This is a genomic window from Vibrio sp. 10N.261.51.F11, from assembly GCF_041471665.1.
GTDB lineage: Bacteria > Pseudomonadota > Gammaproteobacteria > Enterobacterales > Vibrionaceae > Vibrio > Vibrio crassostreae_C.
The window spans coordinates 16,502-32,241 of record NZ_JBFROW010000002.1; the positions used below are offsets into that span (position 1 = coordinate 16,502).

Below are 15,740 nucleotides of genomic sequence, written 5' to 3' on the forward strand. Positions count from 1 at the left end.
CTGCTTTTTGGCGGAATGAATGATGTCTAACTAAGGTCACATTATTCATAACGCGATCGCAAGTATTCCGTGCAAGCCTTATCTATAATAAGCACAATAATAAATCATTAACGTAACGATTAATGTGAATATGCAGTCGACTTCTCTCCTGATACAAGACATTGAGCAAACCCAACATGAATTGGAAAAGATAGATTTTCATCAACATGAAAGCCTACTGATTCAGGTGTTTTCGTCTTTCGAAAAAGGTTCTGTTTTGGCTGCCTGCCAAGTGATTCAATCGACTTTTCCCAATGCCAAATTGATTGGTTGCAGTGCTAACCACTACATTAGTCAAGGTGTCATCCTGCACCAAGGTCTTTATCTGATTGTTACCCGCTTTGACGCGACGTCTTACTCTTGTGGTGTTGTCGAATATAGCGAACAACCATTGCTCGATAGCCACGCTATGTGGCAACAGCTTGAGTGCAATGATAATACTCAAAGCATCATCTGTTTCGCAGACCGCTTGCAGATAAATAACCGAGATCTATTTTCAGCGTTTGAGCAGTCGATGTATTCATTACCGATCTGTGGCGGTGCATCGACCATCACAGATAATGGGCGATGGGTGATGTTAGACGGCATTTGCTATGAAAATGCCTATGTGATGTTGGCGCTGCACAGTGTTGAGCTCTCCATCGCTAAGGGTTACTACACTGAATGGAATCCGATTGGTCGAACTTTTCGAGTGACAGGTGCTCAAGAGAACCGGTTGTTGGAACTGGATGGGATGCCTGTTCGCGAACTCTACAATCGTTACCTCGCTGATGGCCTCGAAGTGCCTTTTGAGCAACTGCATAACTTTCCCTTGATGGTCGGTGACCCGAAAGAGCAAAACATTCACTTACCGCTCAAGGTAACGGAAAGTGGAGAGATAGAATTCAGCGGCCTGTTCCAAGTGGGCGATGAGGTCCGGTTTTGTTATGACCATCCATCACTGACCTTAGAGCAGATACGACTGGGCGTGCAGCAGATCGCCTCTCATAGGCCAGAACAGTTCTTCATTTATAACTGTACATCTCGTATCGACTTTATTGATGGCAACCAAGAGGTTGAGGTTTTCCAAAAATTGGCCGACAGCTATGGCGTTTACTGCATGGGAGAACTTTATCAAGAGAATGGCCAACAGCGAATCTTGCACCATAGCCTCACTTATCTTGCGCTTAGAGAAGGCGAGGGTAAGGCGGTATTGCCATTAGAGATGCAACCCGCGACCAACATATCCCCTCTGTTTTCATTGATCCGAAATGCACTGCTTGATGTCGATGACATGAACAACAGCATGGCGAGTAAGATTCAGCAGCAAGCCACTGCATTGACGGCAAGCTATCGAATTGATCACCGTACAGGTTTACCCAATCGAAGTGTGCTGCGTGAGAAACTGTCGAAGATGAGCAGTGATAGCCACTTACTAGCTTTGAAGGTCACGACCTTTGGTCAGATCAATGAGAAGTATGGTTATCGAGTAGGTGACAAGCTTCTGCATGATTTGAGTGAGTACTTTCAAAAGGCGCTGTGGCAGTTCTTTGATGAGGGCTGTCAGCTCTACAGTATCGGTATTGGTGAGTGGGCGGTGGTGTTTGATAGTTGGGCGAGCCAAGAACATATTCATCAGCGATTCTCGGAATTTGCCGATCAAACCGAGCATGTGAATTTTGAGCCTACCGGTTTACCCGATATTGATTACTTGTCGGTGTCTATCTGTGCGGGTATCGCCAGCCGTCGAGATTTCCCGACTACCTCTATTGATGACTTATTGTTGAAGGCGATTGATGCGAGGCGCAGCGCTGTCAGCCAGAACAAGCACCTAGTGAGCGCCAAGGCACTCATTCAATTGGAGAAGCATCGCCAAGAGCAACTTGGTTGGCTGTCGTGCGTGAGTCGCGCGGTGCTTAATCAGAATATTGTGGCGTGCTCTCAGCCCATAGTTTCAGCACACAGTCATCAGGTAGAGAGCTACGAGTGTTTGGTTCGAATTGAAGAGGACGGTCAGTTAATTGCACCGGGTAAGTTCTTGCCAATCATTGAAGGAACCCATCTCTATACACGCCTCAGTCGTCAGATGATAACGCGCACCTTCGATTTTATGAGTCAGCGAACCGATTCGTTCTCAATTAATTTAGCGCCACAAGATTTCAGCAATGAGAAAACCATTCTTCACCTTGAACAAGCGATCAAGAAAATCAGTCACCCACAGCGTATTGGCTTGGAGGTGTTAGAAACGGAACAAATTCAGGATTACGGTCGCTTGATTGAGGTGTGTAATCACTTCCGCGATCTTGGTGTGAATATTATTGTTGATGACTTTGGTTCGGGCTATTCGAACATTGATGAGATATTGAAGCTAGAACCACAGGTGATCAAGCTTGATGGCAGTTTGATTCGCAATATTGATAAAGATAAAAAGCAGCGCAAGATCGCTCAGCAGTTGGTGAGCTTATGCCAGATTCTGAATGCTAAGACGGTGGCGGAGTTCGTTCATAATGAGCAGGTGTGCCGTATTGCTGAAGACATGGGGGTCGATTACTTGCAAGGGTATTACTTTGGTCAACCTCAGCGTTTGTTTTGATGGAGCGAGCGTTTCACGTGAAACACTGGTTGGCTCAATAACGAAAATACGATGTAAAAAGGGTGAGCTTATGGCTCACCCTTTTTGTTTTTAGTGTCTGTCTCGTCCTGAAATGTGTTTTTACCTTCCCGCGCGCCTGCTTGGTCTATTTGAGGGCGTGGCCACACTTGTCGGCGTGGAACACTTTTAGATAATGCTGGTAGTAGTCATCAATGAGCTTGGCAGATTCACTTTCACCTAAAGATTTGAGTAACTCAATACCCACTTCACAAGTACACAAGTGGCCACTGTCTTGGTTGCGGCGCAAGGTGTATGAAGATTCGCTGGTAATATCGAGGTGAACTTGCGGAACGGCTTGTAACCACGAGCTCTTGTTAAGCATCTTCTTCGCTTCTTGCCATGTGCCATCCAAGATGATGAATAGCGGCTTACGGCTCTGGGCTTGGGTCATTACAGCTTGCTGGCACTCGACACTTTGATCACTTGGGAATAAAAGAAACGGTTGTCGTGTTTCATCGTCAAGCAGTGCGATGAGCTCCGCTGGTGGTGTTTTCCTTTGCCATACAATGGACTGACACTGATCAAGGGATTGCTGAAGCAGCTTCCCTGTATTGGTATCGCGTGACAGTTCATTCTCATGAGTGAGCAATACAAGATCGATTTGGCTTGCGACACTAGGTATCAGGTGACAAATACATTGGTGAGTGAAGCTACAACCATGGCAAGCTTGTTGGTTACTCATGTTTACAACTTAACTCCACTTTGTGCGGGTGAGATACCATTAGCAAACAAAACCACGTCGCTGATATCAGCATCATCTGCAACTGGAGCGACACTTGGGTTTAGCGGGTAGCTGACACCAGAGTATGAAAGTGTGTGTTTCGCCGGTGTTGCACCGCCGCCACTGACATTGAAGATCAGATCCTGCCAGCCGTGGTTTTGCGATTTACCTAAGCGTATGTCGCCCTTAACCAGTGTCACTCGGCTATTGAAGCGCCAGTTATCTTGATGGTTTTCGAAAATTAGCAGTGTACAGCCACCAGAACCACACCAATCGAGTTGGGCGAACAGCTCTTCTTTACCGTCGCCGTTGAGGTCGTAGGTTAACCAGCGGTATTTAGTGTCGTCAGGTGAGCTGTTGTTGATCTTAAAGTATTCGCGGATCGCTTGGTCGACTTTTGGATCAAGTTGATCGCTGGAGTTCACCTGCTTTGCGGTTAGATCAACGTTAGTGGTGGTGTTTACTTGTGCTTGCGCACTCTTAGCTTCGAATAGCACCAGACCGCCATTGGCAATCGGATACACCACGTTGCCCACTTTCTCTTTTTCAGCGATTAGCTTGCCATTATCGAGTGTGAAGATGCGCTCGGAGATCAAATATTGTTGCTGGTGGCGAGTCATAACCACTTGTACCTGATTTTGGTTCAGTTGCTGCCAGAAGCCTTGTTCAACAATAGAAGGGTCTCCATTGCTGTATGAATAAGTCGTGATAGCACTGTGGTCATTGTTGAGTTCAAGGTTGATAGAGAACCCTGAGTTTTGCGTTGAGCTAGCGAAGTAGAGTCCGCTCCAGTCCAGCGTTGGATCTTGGTTAGAGACCGTCGCACAGCCATTGTAGTTACTGTCATTGAGGTTAAGCTTGGCATGCCATCCATAGATAGAATCGCTCATGCCGTCGCTACAGCTCTCTTTCGTAAGGTTGAGTTTGCCTTGTGCAGCTTTACCTTCTAATTGGTAGTCACGGCTGCTCGATGTGGTGCGGCTTGATTCAATATCGAGGGTCTGTGGCTGTTCGCCCATCTTGGTGTATTTCAGCTGGTCTTTATCGAAGGTTGCTGACCAGAAGGGTTCATTACCAAATACTCGTGTTGAGCGCAGCGGTTGGACGCAGCGATCTGGGTTCTCTGCGGTTAGGATGTTCACTTGGTCAACCACGAAACGCGCTGTGAAATCTGCGTTATAACCCGTTTGGCTCGGCACGGTTAGGTGACCAATCAGCTCGCCATATAAGGCTTGGTAAGGTCTCGTTGAGAGCCCTTGTGCTTCTAACGCTAACTCTGGAGATAAGTCTAACCAGTATTGTTGTTGGCTACCGCAAGGAGTGAAGGTTCGGCTTTCATGGCCAACCACCACCTGACCACGCATGATGAAGGTTTGCGGTTGAATGCTCAGTGGCTCATCCAAGTTTGCTGGGGGCTGTTCAGGTTGTTGCGGCGTATCAGGTGCCGTAACACAGCCTTGTAGAGCGAACGCGACTAGCCATGTCACTGGGTTTTTCATTACCTTCATGTTATATCTTCCTCGGAGCAACCGTTAATTGGATTTATTATGGCATATTGGTTATTTAAAACAGAACCCGACACCTTCTCTATTCAGACTCTTAGAGTACAAAAAACCTCTTGTTGGGAGGGTGTACGCAACTATCAGGCTCGAAACATGATGCGTGATGACGTCAAGCTTGGCGATCTGGTGATGATATACCACTCATCATGTAAAAAAGTTGGCGTAGCGGGGATCGCTAAAGTAACCAGAGAAGCCTACCCAGACCACTTTCAGTTCGACCCTGAGAGTGATTACTACGATCCTAAGTCTTCACCCGATAACCCACGCTGGATCATGGTGGATGTCGAGTTTGTGCGAGTGACTGAGCGCTTGATTCCTTTGGTTACGCTTAAAGCCATGCCTGAACTCTCCGAAATGCCCTTGGTGAAACGCGGTAATCGCTTATCGATCATGCCGGTTACCGAACAAGAGTGGCAGGCAATCTTAAGCAAAGAAGTGTTAGGTTCTCGATAGCGTTAGAGAGAGCTTTTTACGTAAGGTTCAAAAAAGGCAGCCAGTTGGCTGCCTTTTTATTTATTCAGATCTGTTCAACGAGCGAGATTAGAGCAGATGCTTTTCTAGGTAGTGAGCAACGGCATCGTCTGCGTTACTGCCAATCACTTCATTGTCAGGTAGTGCTTTCATCACTTTCTCATGTGATGTACCCATGATTAGACCTTTACCCGCCATAGCCAGCATTTCAGCGTCGTTCATGCCATCACCAAAGGCAACACAGTTATCCAGAGTCAGGTTTAGTGATTTTGCAACAGCGTCTAGAGCGTGGCCTTTAGAGACTTCAGCTGCCATCACTTCCAGACACCAAGGTGTAGAGAAGGCGATGTTCAGTTTGTCGCCAAAAGCATCTCTTAGCTTTTGTTCAAACGTGACGAGATATTCGTGGTCTTGTTCTGGATGTGTGAAGAAGACTTTCGCGATGCCTTCGCTTGGTGCGTTTTCAGCTTCAAAGCGCTTGTAGCTAAAGCCAGACTCACTGTGGAATTTAGCCAACATTTCATCTTCACGGTCTAGTAACCAATCTTCATTCTGGTACATGTGAATAAAGAGGTTTGGATCTTGGCGCACAATATCAATAACTGGCTGAACGAGTTCCTGAGGTACGTTCTGGCTATACATCAGTTGATCGTTTTGGTCATGCACGCGTGCACCGTTTGAAGTGATCATGTACGCCGGAATACCTGCTATCTGACGAATACCCGCCACATCGACGTGGTGACGACCCGTAGCGAAGATGAAGGTATAACCTTGGTCGTGTAATTTCTTAAGCGTTAGCTTGGTAAAGTCGCTTAGCTGATGGTTGGGAGCCAAAAGCGTACCATCTAAATCAGAAGCAACAATTTTCACGGAATCTTTTAGTGCAGGAATACTCATTTAACCCTCATTGCAAAATGCTTAACCAATATTGACGCTAGCCAGCGCTAGAATCGTTTTAACTACAATATCTCTAGGTAGAAATTGTATGCCAAATTCATGCAAGAAAAGAGGGCAAAGCTCACTTACTTCTCTTCCTCTTTAGCGCTTATTTTCTTGGTAGGTTGCTTAGCCTATTAGCTCTAGGCGAAAAACTGATTGATCGCATCCAGTGTTTGATTGCGATATTCATCCTGCTCAAACAACACCTCATGCCTAGAACCCTCAATCAACTTAAACTGACAATCAGAGTTGGTTTTCTTCAGCTTAGAGATGAACTTTACTTGAGCACTGTTACTGACAATCTTTTCATCCCCAGCTTGAATCAATAGCAGAGGGATCTTGATTTGACGAGTTTGTTGAATTGCTTGCTTGGCGGCCATTAACCCTTGCCACACCCAACGCGTGCTTGGTCCACCCACCTGCAAAGATGGAGACTCGTCATATAAGCGGCGGAACCACTGATAGCGAACCTTACTGTGGCTCAGTAAGTTGTTTTCAAAAGGCTTCGAATAATATGCTTGCTGGCCCGGCGCGTAAGTTGGCTTGGCATAAAAAGCGGTAAGCACTTGTCCAACGATCATCGCGATAGGTTTCAGGTACCACTCGGTATTGATACCAAACATCGGAGCGCACAGAGTCACCTTATCAAACGGGTGGTCTGGATGGGTTTGTAGGTAGCGAGTGGCTATGGTGCTGCCCATTGAGTGTGCGAGCAGGTAGCGATTGGAATACTTACTGAGATCAAAACTGGCAATGACGTCAGACATGTCAGATTCATAATCATCAAACTCATGAATGTGACCAATGTCAGAGTCTGTTACCATACGTTCAGACTGGCCTTGACCTTGGTGGTCAAATGAATAAACGTCATAGCCTTGTTGATAAAAATCATAAAAGATTTCTTGGTATTTTTGGCAGCATTCGATACGGCCATTTGAAATCACAATAGCTTTGCTGTGCTTTTCTGAGGTGAGGCTGCACCAGTACAGTTTCTTTTTACCAGACGATGTTAAAAACCCCTCTTTTCTTTGTTGCCAAAGAGCGTTGATCGGGTGTTTAATCGCATGATCGAACTGAGGTTCTTGAGTGTAAGGGAAGGTGGCTTCGCTGTGGTTTTCCATGGGAAATTACCTGAACTGATGCGTGTGAGAGCTTTATTGCTACTAATGTTGTTAGATTAAAGAACTAGTAAGGAAATGCAAATGGATACTCATGTTTGGCTTGCTTATGTTGTCACAGCGATTTTGTTTAGCTTGGCTCCGGGCTCGGGTACCGTTAACTCAATCAGTAATGGGCTTAGCTATGGCACTAAAAAGTCACTCGCATCAATTGTTGGCTTACAGCTTGGTCTTGCGTTTCACATTATGCTGGTGGGCGCGGGTATCGGTGCACTCGTTGCTAAGTCTGCGTTGGCGTTCACCATCATTAAGTGGGTCGGCGTGGTGTACTTACTTTGGTTAGGTATTCAAAAGTGGCGTGATAGCTCGAGCCTAGTAGCATCTGAAGAAAGCTCTACTCTGTCGAGTGGCAAACTGCTGAGAAACGCTGTGCTTATCAACCTAACTAACCCGAAATCAATCGTGTTTTTGGTGGCTTTGTTTCCTCAGTTTATTGACCCTACACAACCTCAAGCACCTCAGTTATTAGTGCTAGGTGTGACGACAGTATTCATTGATAGCGTTGTTATGTTGGGTTACACCTCATTAGCGTCACAAATGGGACGTTTTATTCGCTCTGATCGCATAATGGGTAAGATAAATAAAATATTTGGTGGTATGTTCATGGGCTGCGGTGCTTTGCTAGCTGCCGCGAAAGCTTAGATTAAGCGACTGAGTTATAGTTAAACCAATCAGAGTTATCAAGAAATGACCGCTACATACGTTGCTCGACAACCTATCTTAAATCGCAAGAGGAATACACTCGGCTATGAGTTGTTATTTCGCGATGGAGAAAAGAATGCGTACCCAGCGCATATTGAGTCTAATCGAGCAACGTATCGTCTGATTGTTGAGAACTTCTTGTCTGTTGGTCTTAACCCTTCTATTCCATCTTCACGCTGCTTTATCAACTTCCCTTATCAAAGTTTGATTCGTCGACTGCCCTTAAGTTTGCCGAAAGATAAGGTGGTGGTAGAGATTCTGGAAACCTGTAAACCAACAGATGAATTGTTGGAAGCGGTTAAAGACCTTTACCAAGCGGGTTACATGATTGCCCTAGATGATTTTACTTCGACCCCAGAATGGGAACGTTTCCTTAAATACACGCATATCGTAAAGCTCGATATTATGCAGATGGGTTTGGATGAAGCGTGTGATTTGGTTAGGGCGCATCAAGGGAAAAAGTTTAGCTTTTTGGCGGAGCGCGTTGAGACCGAACAAGAATTCCAGCAAGCCAAAGAGGCTGGCTTTAAGTTTTTCCAAGGTTACTTTTTCAATAAACCGGAAATCATCAAGAGTAAATACATTAGCCCTGAGCAAGTGATTGCTATGGAGCTGTTTCAAGAAGTGTGTAAGCCCGATGTGGACTTTCAACGGGTGGAGAGCATTGTCGCGAAAGATGTGGCGCTCTCATATAAGCTGCTGCGTTTTGTGAATACTATGTCGCCGCGCCTTGAAGTTACCATCTCTTCTTTTCGTCAGGCTTTGGTATATCTAGGTCAAGAGAAACTGAAAATGTTTGTCTCGTTAGCCGTCGCCTCTTATGTGTCCGATAAAAAGCCTAAAGAGCTGTATGGATTGTCTCTACAGCGTGCTCAGTTTTGTCAGCGTATGTCTCGCTATCAGGCATTTGAAGGGTATAGAGAACAGGCCTTTATGATTGGCTTATTCTCCTTGTTGGATGCTCTGTTGGACTTGTCGTTAGATAACTTAGTCGAGCAGTTGCCGCTGTGTAAAAGTATCAAGGTTGCTCTATTACGTAGAGAAGGGCCATATGGTACCTTGCTCGCACTTGAAGAGAGCTTTGAGCATGCCGATTGGCAACAGATTGATGAGCACTGCGCCGATTTAGGATTAAGCGTGGATCAGGTGAAAACGGAGCTTACTGAAGCGCGCCGTTGGAGCCATACCGTGACCAACAAGCTCTGATATTTCTTCGTTAAACTTTTATGACAATTGAAACGCACGCCTTGACGTGCGTTTTTTTATATCTAAGATATGCGCATATCCATATATGAGTATGTTTTTATGCTTCCTCACCAATTTTTTAAATTACTGTCCGATGAAACGCGAGTGCGTTGCTTAATGTTGATAGTTCGCAATGAGTGCTTATCGGTTGGTGAGTTGACTCAGGCATTGCAAGAAAGTCAGCCAAAGGTTTCACGCCATCTTGCGCAGCTGCGTTCAAACGGTGTTTTGATTGATGTTCGCCAGGGGCAGTGGGTGTTTTACCGCCTGTCACAAGATTTACCAGGTTGGATGCTAAAGTTAATTGACGACCTTATTGCATCGAACTGTTTGAAAACTGAATACCAGCAAGATATTGAGCGCTTAGAGTCGATGAACTCACGCCCAGTATGTTGCGTTTAAATACATTAAAACTTAATGCCGAAATAGTTGTAGTTGCAGCTAGGCGACAAGTGAACTTATCCCTATGAGCATAGTGGCTCTATGTAATTAGGGCGGCCGGCGCTCCGGTAAGTGAACGTAGTCAACAACGCTGCGGCTTCAAATATGAAGGCAATTAACTGAGAGAACAGAAAATGACAGTCAAAGTAGGTATTAATGGTTTTGGTCGTATCGGCCGTCTAGCACTTCGCGCAGCATTCGATTGGGATGAGCTAGAATTTGTTCAAATTAACGATGTTGCTGGCGACACAACAACACTGGCCCACCTTCTAGAATTTGATTCAGTTCAAGGTCGCTTTCACCACGAAGTAACTGCAGAAGGCGATGAGATGATCATTAATGGCCAGCGCATCAAGACCACACAAGAGCGCGACATCGATGCGATCGACTGGTCTGGTTGTGATGTGGTTATCGAAGCGACAGGTGTTCACCGTAAGACCTCTTTCCTAAACAAATACCTAGAGCAGGGCGTGAAACGTGTTGTGGTATCGGCGCCAGTGAAAGAAGAAGGCATCGCAAACATCGTTGTTGGTGTGAATGACAATATCTTCGACCCTGCGGTACACAAAATCGTAACGGCAGCGTCTTGTACAACGAACTGTATCGCGCCAGTGGTTAAGGTGATCAACGAGAAGCTTGGTATCGAGAACGCAGCCTTCACCACTATTCACGATTTAACTAACACGCAAACTATTCTTGATGCGCCGCACAAAGACTTACGCCGCGCACGTGCATGTGGCATGAGTCTTATCCCAACAACGACGGGCAGCGCCAAAGCGATTGTTGAGATCTTCCCTGAGCTAGAAAACCGCATCAACGGCCACGCAGTTCGTGTACCGCTAGCGAACGCTTCTCTGACAGACATCATCTTCGAAGTGAAGCAAGACACCACGGCAGAAGAAGTTAACGCGATGCTGAAAGAAGCGTCTCAGAATGAACTAAAAGGTATTCTTGGCTTTGAAGAGCGTCCACTGGTTTCTATCGATTACAAAGGCGACCAACGCTCAACAATCGTGGATGCACTATCAACGATGTTGGTCGGTAAGCGCATGGTTAAGATCTACGCTTGGTACGACAATGAGATGGGTTACGCAACACGTACCGCTGAGCTTGTTCGTACCGTTGGCCTTGCTTAATAAGAATCTGGAGAAGATATAATGATACATCCAACATGGCAACTAGACCTAGAGCAAGGTGCGCTAGTGCTTACTCCGTGCCCAGGCACAAAAGAAGCAACGCTTGATGCATCACTGGCTCAGCTAAAAGAGCAAGGCGTTGAAGCTATCGTGACAGCACTTGATGACCATGAGCTTGCAAGCAAAGACGTGGCGGCACTTGGTGAAAAAACACGTGCGTTAGGTATGCAATGGTTCCAGATCGAAATTGAAGACGACTGTGCACCGGGTGCTGGTTTTGCTGCGAAGTGGCAAGCAGCTAGCCCTGAGCTACATAACATCGTCGATAACGGCGGCAAGGTTGCAATGCATTGTATGGGCGGCTCTGGTCGCACTGGTTTGTTCGCAGCTCACCTACTGTTAGAAAAAGGCTGGGATTTGAGCAAGGTAGTTCAAGAGGTGCAGGCACTGCGTCCAGGTGCCTTCACTAAACCTATCCAGGTTGAATACATTAATGGCGTAGCGAATAGCTAATAGTCATCAGTGTTAGACAGGGAGCTTTTGGTCTCTGGAGTGTTGAACTTATCATGATCCAAAAGCTCTTTTTGTTTAGATTGCAGAGATAGCGTTATGTTTTCAAATCTAAGTAAGAGCGTTCGCCAATACATGTTGGTGACTTTTAACTACTGGAACTTCACCATTACTGATGGTGCACTTCGCATGTTGGTGGTTCTGTATTTTTACGACCTTGGCTACAGTTCGTTAGAAATCGCCTCACTGTTCCTTTTCTATGAATTCTTTGGTGTGGTGACTAACCTAATCGGTGGCTGGTTAGGGGCGCGTCTTGGCCTCAATAAGACCATGAACATTGGGTTAGGCATGCAAGTCGTCGCCTTGGGTATGCTCGCGGTGCCAACGGCAATGCTGACCATTCCTTGGGTCATGGCGGCGCAAGCCTTGTCTGGTATCGCTAAAGACCTCAATAAGATGAGTGCCAAGAGCTCAATTAAGACTCTGGTTCCTGATGAACAACAAGGCGCGCTTTATAAGTGGATTGCGATTCTGACCGGATCTAAGAATGCGCTTAAAGGGGCAGGCTTCTTTATTGGTGGTTTACTGCTTTCAACGATTGGCTTCCAATACGCCGTGCTCGCGATGGCAGCCGTGTTGGCATTGGTCTTCGTTGGCAGTGTGTTGAGCTTAGAAGCGGACATGGGCAAAGCGAAAACCAAGCCTAAGTTCAAACAGATCTTCTCTAAGTCTGAATCCATCAACATCCTATCTGCTGCGCGTATGTTCCTGTTTGGTGCTCGTGATGTGTGGTTTGTGATTGCATTGCCGATTTACCTAGGCAGCGTGTTTGGATGGGATCACTCATGGGTGGGTGGCTTCTTAGCGGCTTGGACCATCGCATACGGCTTTGTGCAGGGCATTGCGCCTAAGATTACTGGTAAAGCACAAGGCAAGGTGCCTGATGGACATGCCGCGCTATTATGGGCGGGTGCGTTGGCTATCGTGACTGCCGGTATTGCCTATGCGGTGCAAATTGGCTGGCAACCCGAGTTAGTTATTATCGGTGGCTTGATGGTGTTTGGTGCCATCTTTGCGGTGAATTCATCGCTGCACTCATACCTTATTGTGAGTTATGCGAAAGGCGATGGCGTTTCTCTTGATGTCGGTTTCTATTACATGGCAAACGCGATGGGCCGTTTGATTGGCACTATCTTGTCAGGATTGGTATTCCAAATGGCCGGTTTGTCTGCGTGTTTGTGGGTATCTTTTGCGTTCTTAGCGATAACGACGGTGATCTCTCTGCGTTTACCTAAAGTGCCGCAAGTCTCAGCAGCATAAGCTTCAGCCGCATGAGCCTCATTTGTAAGAGTGAAAGTCGCACGAACTAAATTCACACGAGCTAAATTCGCGATAAGCCTCTCCTTTAACACTAAGCTGACTTGGTATTTATTCCGGTCAGCTTTTTTATTGCTATAGTAGAATGATTGAATATTAATCAGGCATTTACATGAAGCAGCGAATTCTCTTTTTTGATTTAGCACGATGTGTCGCGGCCATAGCAGTTATCGCGATTCATGTTTTGGCGCCTTATCGGAATGAATTAGGCACCATTCCTTTCGGTGAGTGGCTGACCGCCATTACGGTGAACGGTTTCAGTCGTTGGGCGGTGCCGGTGTTCATCTTGATTACTGGTGCTCTGATGCTGAGTGATCAGCGCCCGTTTGACGCCAAGTACTACCTCAAGCGTCGTCTGGGTAAGGTGCTGATCCCTTTCATTGTCTGGTCGCTTTTCTATACTTACCTATCGGGTTGGTCGGCAATGGGCTTTGATGCTGACGTCAGTTGGGATGTGCTACTCAATAGCTATCATCACTATACCTACTATCACCTTGGCTTCTTTTATTACTTTATCCCGCTCTACTTTGTGATTCCTTTTTTACAGATAATGGTCAGAAAGTACGGTGATAGATCTGTCTATGCCTTTACGGCGGTCTGGTTGTTCACTACGTTATTGTTCTTATTGAAAATCGATGGCCCTTGGAGTCATGAGTTGTGGTTGTACACCGGTTACTTACCATTGGGTTACTTGCTCTATAAGATTGTGCCACTTAACAAGATGACAGTTGGCATGAGTGTGTTACTGGGTGGGTTAGCGTTACTGACCACGGTTTACATGGTGGTTGAGGCAAGCTTGGTAGCAGAAGAGTACACAGTAGGGCGTTGGTTATCTTACAAGACGCTGAATACCGTATTAGCGGCGAGCATGGTGTTCATGGTGTGTCGTTACTATGGTGAAGGGTTGTCTGAGAAGAGTAATCAAGTGGTTGGCTTTATCAGTAAGCACAGCTTAGGTATTTATCTGCTGCACCCAATTTTCTTATGGCCAATGAAAGAATTCGGTTGGTACCAAGGACACCCTGCTTGGGTTATTCCATTATGGATCGTGATCAGCGGAGCTGGCGCGTTATGGATGAGTTGGTTGGTGTCTAAGTCAGAGAAAACGCGTTGGTTATTGCCTTAGCGGTGATTGCTAAGGCTTTCTGATGGATTGCTTAGGGACGACAGTTGAAGCGGCTGACGTTTAGCGCTTCAACGCAAAGTGTAAGAACTTATCGCCTTGGTAGGTTAAGGTTCCTTTGTCGCCAGGGTTAAGGGCGTGGAAATAGTGGATGCCGACTTGGAATTCTCGCTTCGGACCAACCACACCACGTTGAACGTAAATCCAGTACTCTTGATCTTCTTGGCCCGGTTCTGCGTCAGGAAGGTCGATCGATTGTTTGTCTAACACCGTGACATTCACTTTTTTCTCTGGCGCATTTTCACCTTGCGAGTGTTTTCGATAGAAACCAATAAATACCCAAGCCGCTAGAGCAGCGAGAGCAAAGATGGCAAAAAAGAGTGAATTAGGCATATAACCTCCATGTAGTCGTGATGGTTATTCTAGTCTTTCAGGCAATAGGGATATGTGTTTAAAGCCGTTATTCGTGAACTGTTGTAAGCCAAGCTGATTATTTTTCGGCAGACATCACATTTAATGGTCAGTTTGGGATAAAGCATTGTTATTTATTGTCTCTTTCTCTCGTAAATAACAGTGATTTTGTATAAGAATAGGGAAATGCTCGACTAGAATTATAGTGTGGAGTGGGAGGGCTAAGATGACCGATATTGAAAAAGTGGTGACAAGAACTCGCAATATAGAGAAATTATTGAGGCTTCAATATCATGCCGAAGGCGAAGGATTGCATGAGCTTGTAACAAGCTGTGAAGAAAGGCTACCGCACGATATGGTGAGCAAGCTGCGCTATATCGCAACGTGTCGTAATAAGGTAGTCAATGAACATGAGGCTAAGTTGGAAGACCAACATAAGTTCATCATGATGTGTAACGACTGTGAGAAGGAGCTGACTCCACGTAGTGGTCGTTTTATCTGGCGAGTTGCGATCTTACTGATGATGGCAATGACTTTAGCTGCCGCAGGTTTCTATTATGCGAACTGGGATGTGCTAACACTGCATCTGTTTTCGAAGTGAAAAAATTGAACAAAAAAAGGGACGCTCATGGCGTCCCTTTTTTTATCTGTAACTTGCTTAGTACATCATCGGTAGTGTCATTAGACCTACAACTACCGCGATCATTACAAGTCCTTGTCTTTGCGAAGATGAAATCATAACACTACTCCTAAATTTGGTTGTCTCTCGCTATGTTTTAAAGAATAGCACTACTTATGGCCTTAGATCAAGAATTACTTTCGAAAGCTTTAAAAGTAGTAGAAAACTATGAGTTTTTGGCTTGTTTGGCAGTGTTTAACTGTGTTTTATGGTGTGTTCTTAATTTGTTCGTTGTGATTTATGTTTGTTCTAATTTGATTTAACTTGTTGTTTTATAATGGTTGTTTTGTGTAATTTATATTGTTAAAGGTTGTTAAACTGTATTAATAGAGGTTGGTGGTGGCTAGGTTGGTTTTGGTTGGTTTTTTAAGTTTTCGGCTTGGTTTTTGTGGCGATTTTTACCGGAGGCTTGAAATAACCTGACAAAACTGGGCGTTAAAAAAGAAAACTGGCTACTTTACAAGTCTAGGCTTGGTTGGCGTTTTTATTTTCCTATTAATCTTGAGTTTGTTTGTTTAAGTTATTGTTATTATTTACTTTAAATGTGGTTATTTTAATTTTTTAAGTGTGGTAT

The 15,740-nt window shown here is 45.4% G+C and carries 15 protein-coding genes; 10 read left to right on the plus strand and 5 right to left on the minus strand.

The window, feature by feature from the left end; translation table 11 throughout:
• The first annotated feature begins 130 nt into the window (after positions 1-130).
• Complete coding sequence (locus AB4351_RS00235) at positions 131-2,611, plus strand: EAL domain-containing protein (protein WP_372124720.1); 2,481 nt, start codon at positions 131-133, stop codon at positions 2,609-2,611.
• A gap of 145 nt (positions 2,612-2,756) precedes the next feature.
• On the opposite strand, the gene AB4351_RS00240 is transcribed toward AB4351_RS00235, so the two are convergent.
• Both AB4351_RS00240 and AB4351_RS00245 read right to left on the minus strand, forming a co-directional pair.
• On the minus strand, positions 2,757-3,353 hold the full coding sequence (locus tag AB4351_RS00240) for a tRNA-uridine aminocarboxypropyltransferase (protein ID WP_017061019.1): 597 nt from the start codon (positions 3,351-3,353) through the stop codon (positions 2,757-2,759).
• Positions 3,354-3,355: 2 nt separating this feature from the next.
• Positions 3,356-4,900: a COG3650 family protein gene (locus AB4351_RS00245; protein ID WP_372124722.1), complete on the minus strand. Its 1,545-nt coding sequence runs from the start codon at positions 4,898-4,900 to the stop codon at positions 3,356-3,358.
• Between the two features lie 39 nt (positions 4,901-4,939).
• On the opposite strand from AB4351_RS00245, the gene AB4351_RS00250 reads away from it, so the two are divergent.
• The gene (locus tag AB4351_RS00250) at positions 4,940-5,407 is read left to right on the plus strand and encodes an EVE domain-containing protein (protein WP_017061021.1); all 468 of its coding nucleotides are present in this window, start codon (positions 4,940-4,942) and stop codon (positions 5,405-5,407) included.
• Between the two features lie 87 nt (positions 5,408-5,494).
• On the opposite strand, the gene AB4351_RS00255 is transcribed toward AB4351_RS00250, so the two are convergent.
• Positions 5,495-6,322 (minus strand): Cof-type HAD-IIB family hydrolase, encoded by an 828-nt coding sequence (locus AB4351_RS00255; protein ID WP_017061022.1) that lies wholly within the window; start codon positions 6,320-6,322, stop codon positions 5,495-5,497.
• Between the two features lie 182 nt (positions 6,323-6,504).
• Positions 6,505-7,485, minus strand: coding sequence for an alpha/beta fold hydrolase (locus AB4351_RS00260; RefSeq protein ID WP_017061023.1), 981 nt, complete (start codon positions 7,483-7,485; stop codon positions 6,505-6,507).
• A gap of 81 nt (positions 7,486-7,566) precedes the next feature.
• On the opposite strand from AB4351_RS00260, the gene rhtB reads away from it, so the two are divergent.
• From rhtB to AB4351_RS00295, 7 genes are all read left to right on the plus strand, one after another.
• Positions 7,567-8,184 carry a homoserine/homoserine lactone efflux protein gene (rhtB, locus tag AB4351_RS00265; protein ID WP_017061024.1) on the plus strand — a complete coding sequence of 206 codons (618 nt, stop codon included), beginning with the start codon at positions 7,567-7,569 and terminating at the stop codon, positions 8,182-8,184.
• 45 nt (positions 8,185-8,229) lie between these two features.
• Complete coding sequence (locus tag AB4351_RS00270; RefSeq protein WP_017061025.1) at positions 8,230-9,450, plus strand: EAL and HDOD domain-containing protein; 1,221 nt, start codon at positions 8,230-8,232, stop codon at positions 9,448-9,450.
• A 99-nt stretch (positions 9,451-9,549) separates the two neighbouring features.
• Positions 9,550-9,891 (plus strand): metalloregulator ArsR/SmtB family transcription factor, encoded by a 342-nt coding sequence (locus tag AB4351_RS00275; protein ID WP_017063763.1) that lies wholly within the window; start codon positions 9,550-9,552, stop codon positions 9,889-9,891.
• 173 nt (positions 9,892-10,064) lie between these two features.
• Positions 10,065-11,066, plus strand: coding sequence for an ArsJ-associated glyceraldehyde-3-phosphate dehydrogenase (locus AB4351_RS00280; protein ID WP_017061027.1), 1,002 nt, complete (start codon positions 10,065-10,067; stop codon positions 11,064-11,066).
• A 21-nt stretch (positions 11,067-11,087) separates the two neighbouring features.
• Positions 11,088-11,579 (plus strand): cyclin-dependent kinase inhibitor 3 family protein, encoded by a 492-nt coding sequence (locus AB4351_RS00285; protein ID WP_017061028.1) that lies wholly within the window; start codon positions 11,088-11,090, stop codon positions 11,577-11,579.
• Between the two features lie 96 nt (positions 11,580-11,675).
• The gene (gene arsJ / locus AB4351_RS00290) at positions 11,676-12,896 is read left to right on the plus strand and encodes an organoarsenical effux MFS transporter ArsJ (protein WP_372124724.1); all 1,221 of its coding nucleotides are present in this window, start codon (positions 11,676-11,678) and stop codon (positions 12,894-12,896) included.
• A 169-nt stretch (positions 12,897-13,065) separates the two neighbouring features.
• Positions 13,066-14,079, plus strand: a complete 1,014-nt coding sequence (locus tag AB4351_RS00295) for an acyltransferase (RefSeq protein WP_372124726.1) — start codon at positions 13,066-13,068, stop codon at positions 14,077-14,079.
• Between the two features lie 60 nt (positions 14,080-14,139).
• Here the strand turns inward: AB4351_RS00295 and AB4351_RS00300 are convergent, their stop codons facing one another.
• A complete protein-coding gene (locus AB4351_RS00300; RefSeq protein WP_017061032.1) occupies positions 14,140-14,469 on the minus strand; it encodes a DUF2500 domain-containing protein in 330 nt (109 codons plus the stop codon).
• Between the two features lie 244 nt (positions 14,470-14,713).
• Here AB4351_RS00300 and AB4351_RS00305 point away from each other — a divergent pair, with 244 nt between their 5' ends.
• A complete protein-coding gene (locus AB4351_RS00305) occupies positions 14,714-15,088 on the plus strand; it encodes a hypothetical protein (protein ID WP_004736595.1) in 375 nt (124 codons plus the stop codon).
• Positions 15,089-15,740 lie beyond the last annotated feature (652 nt).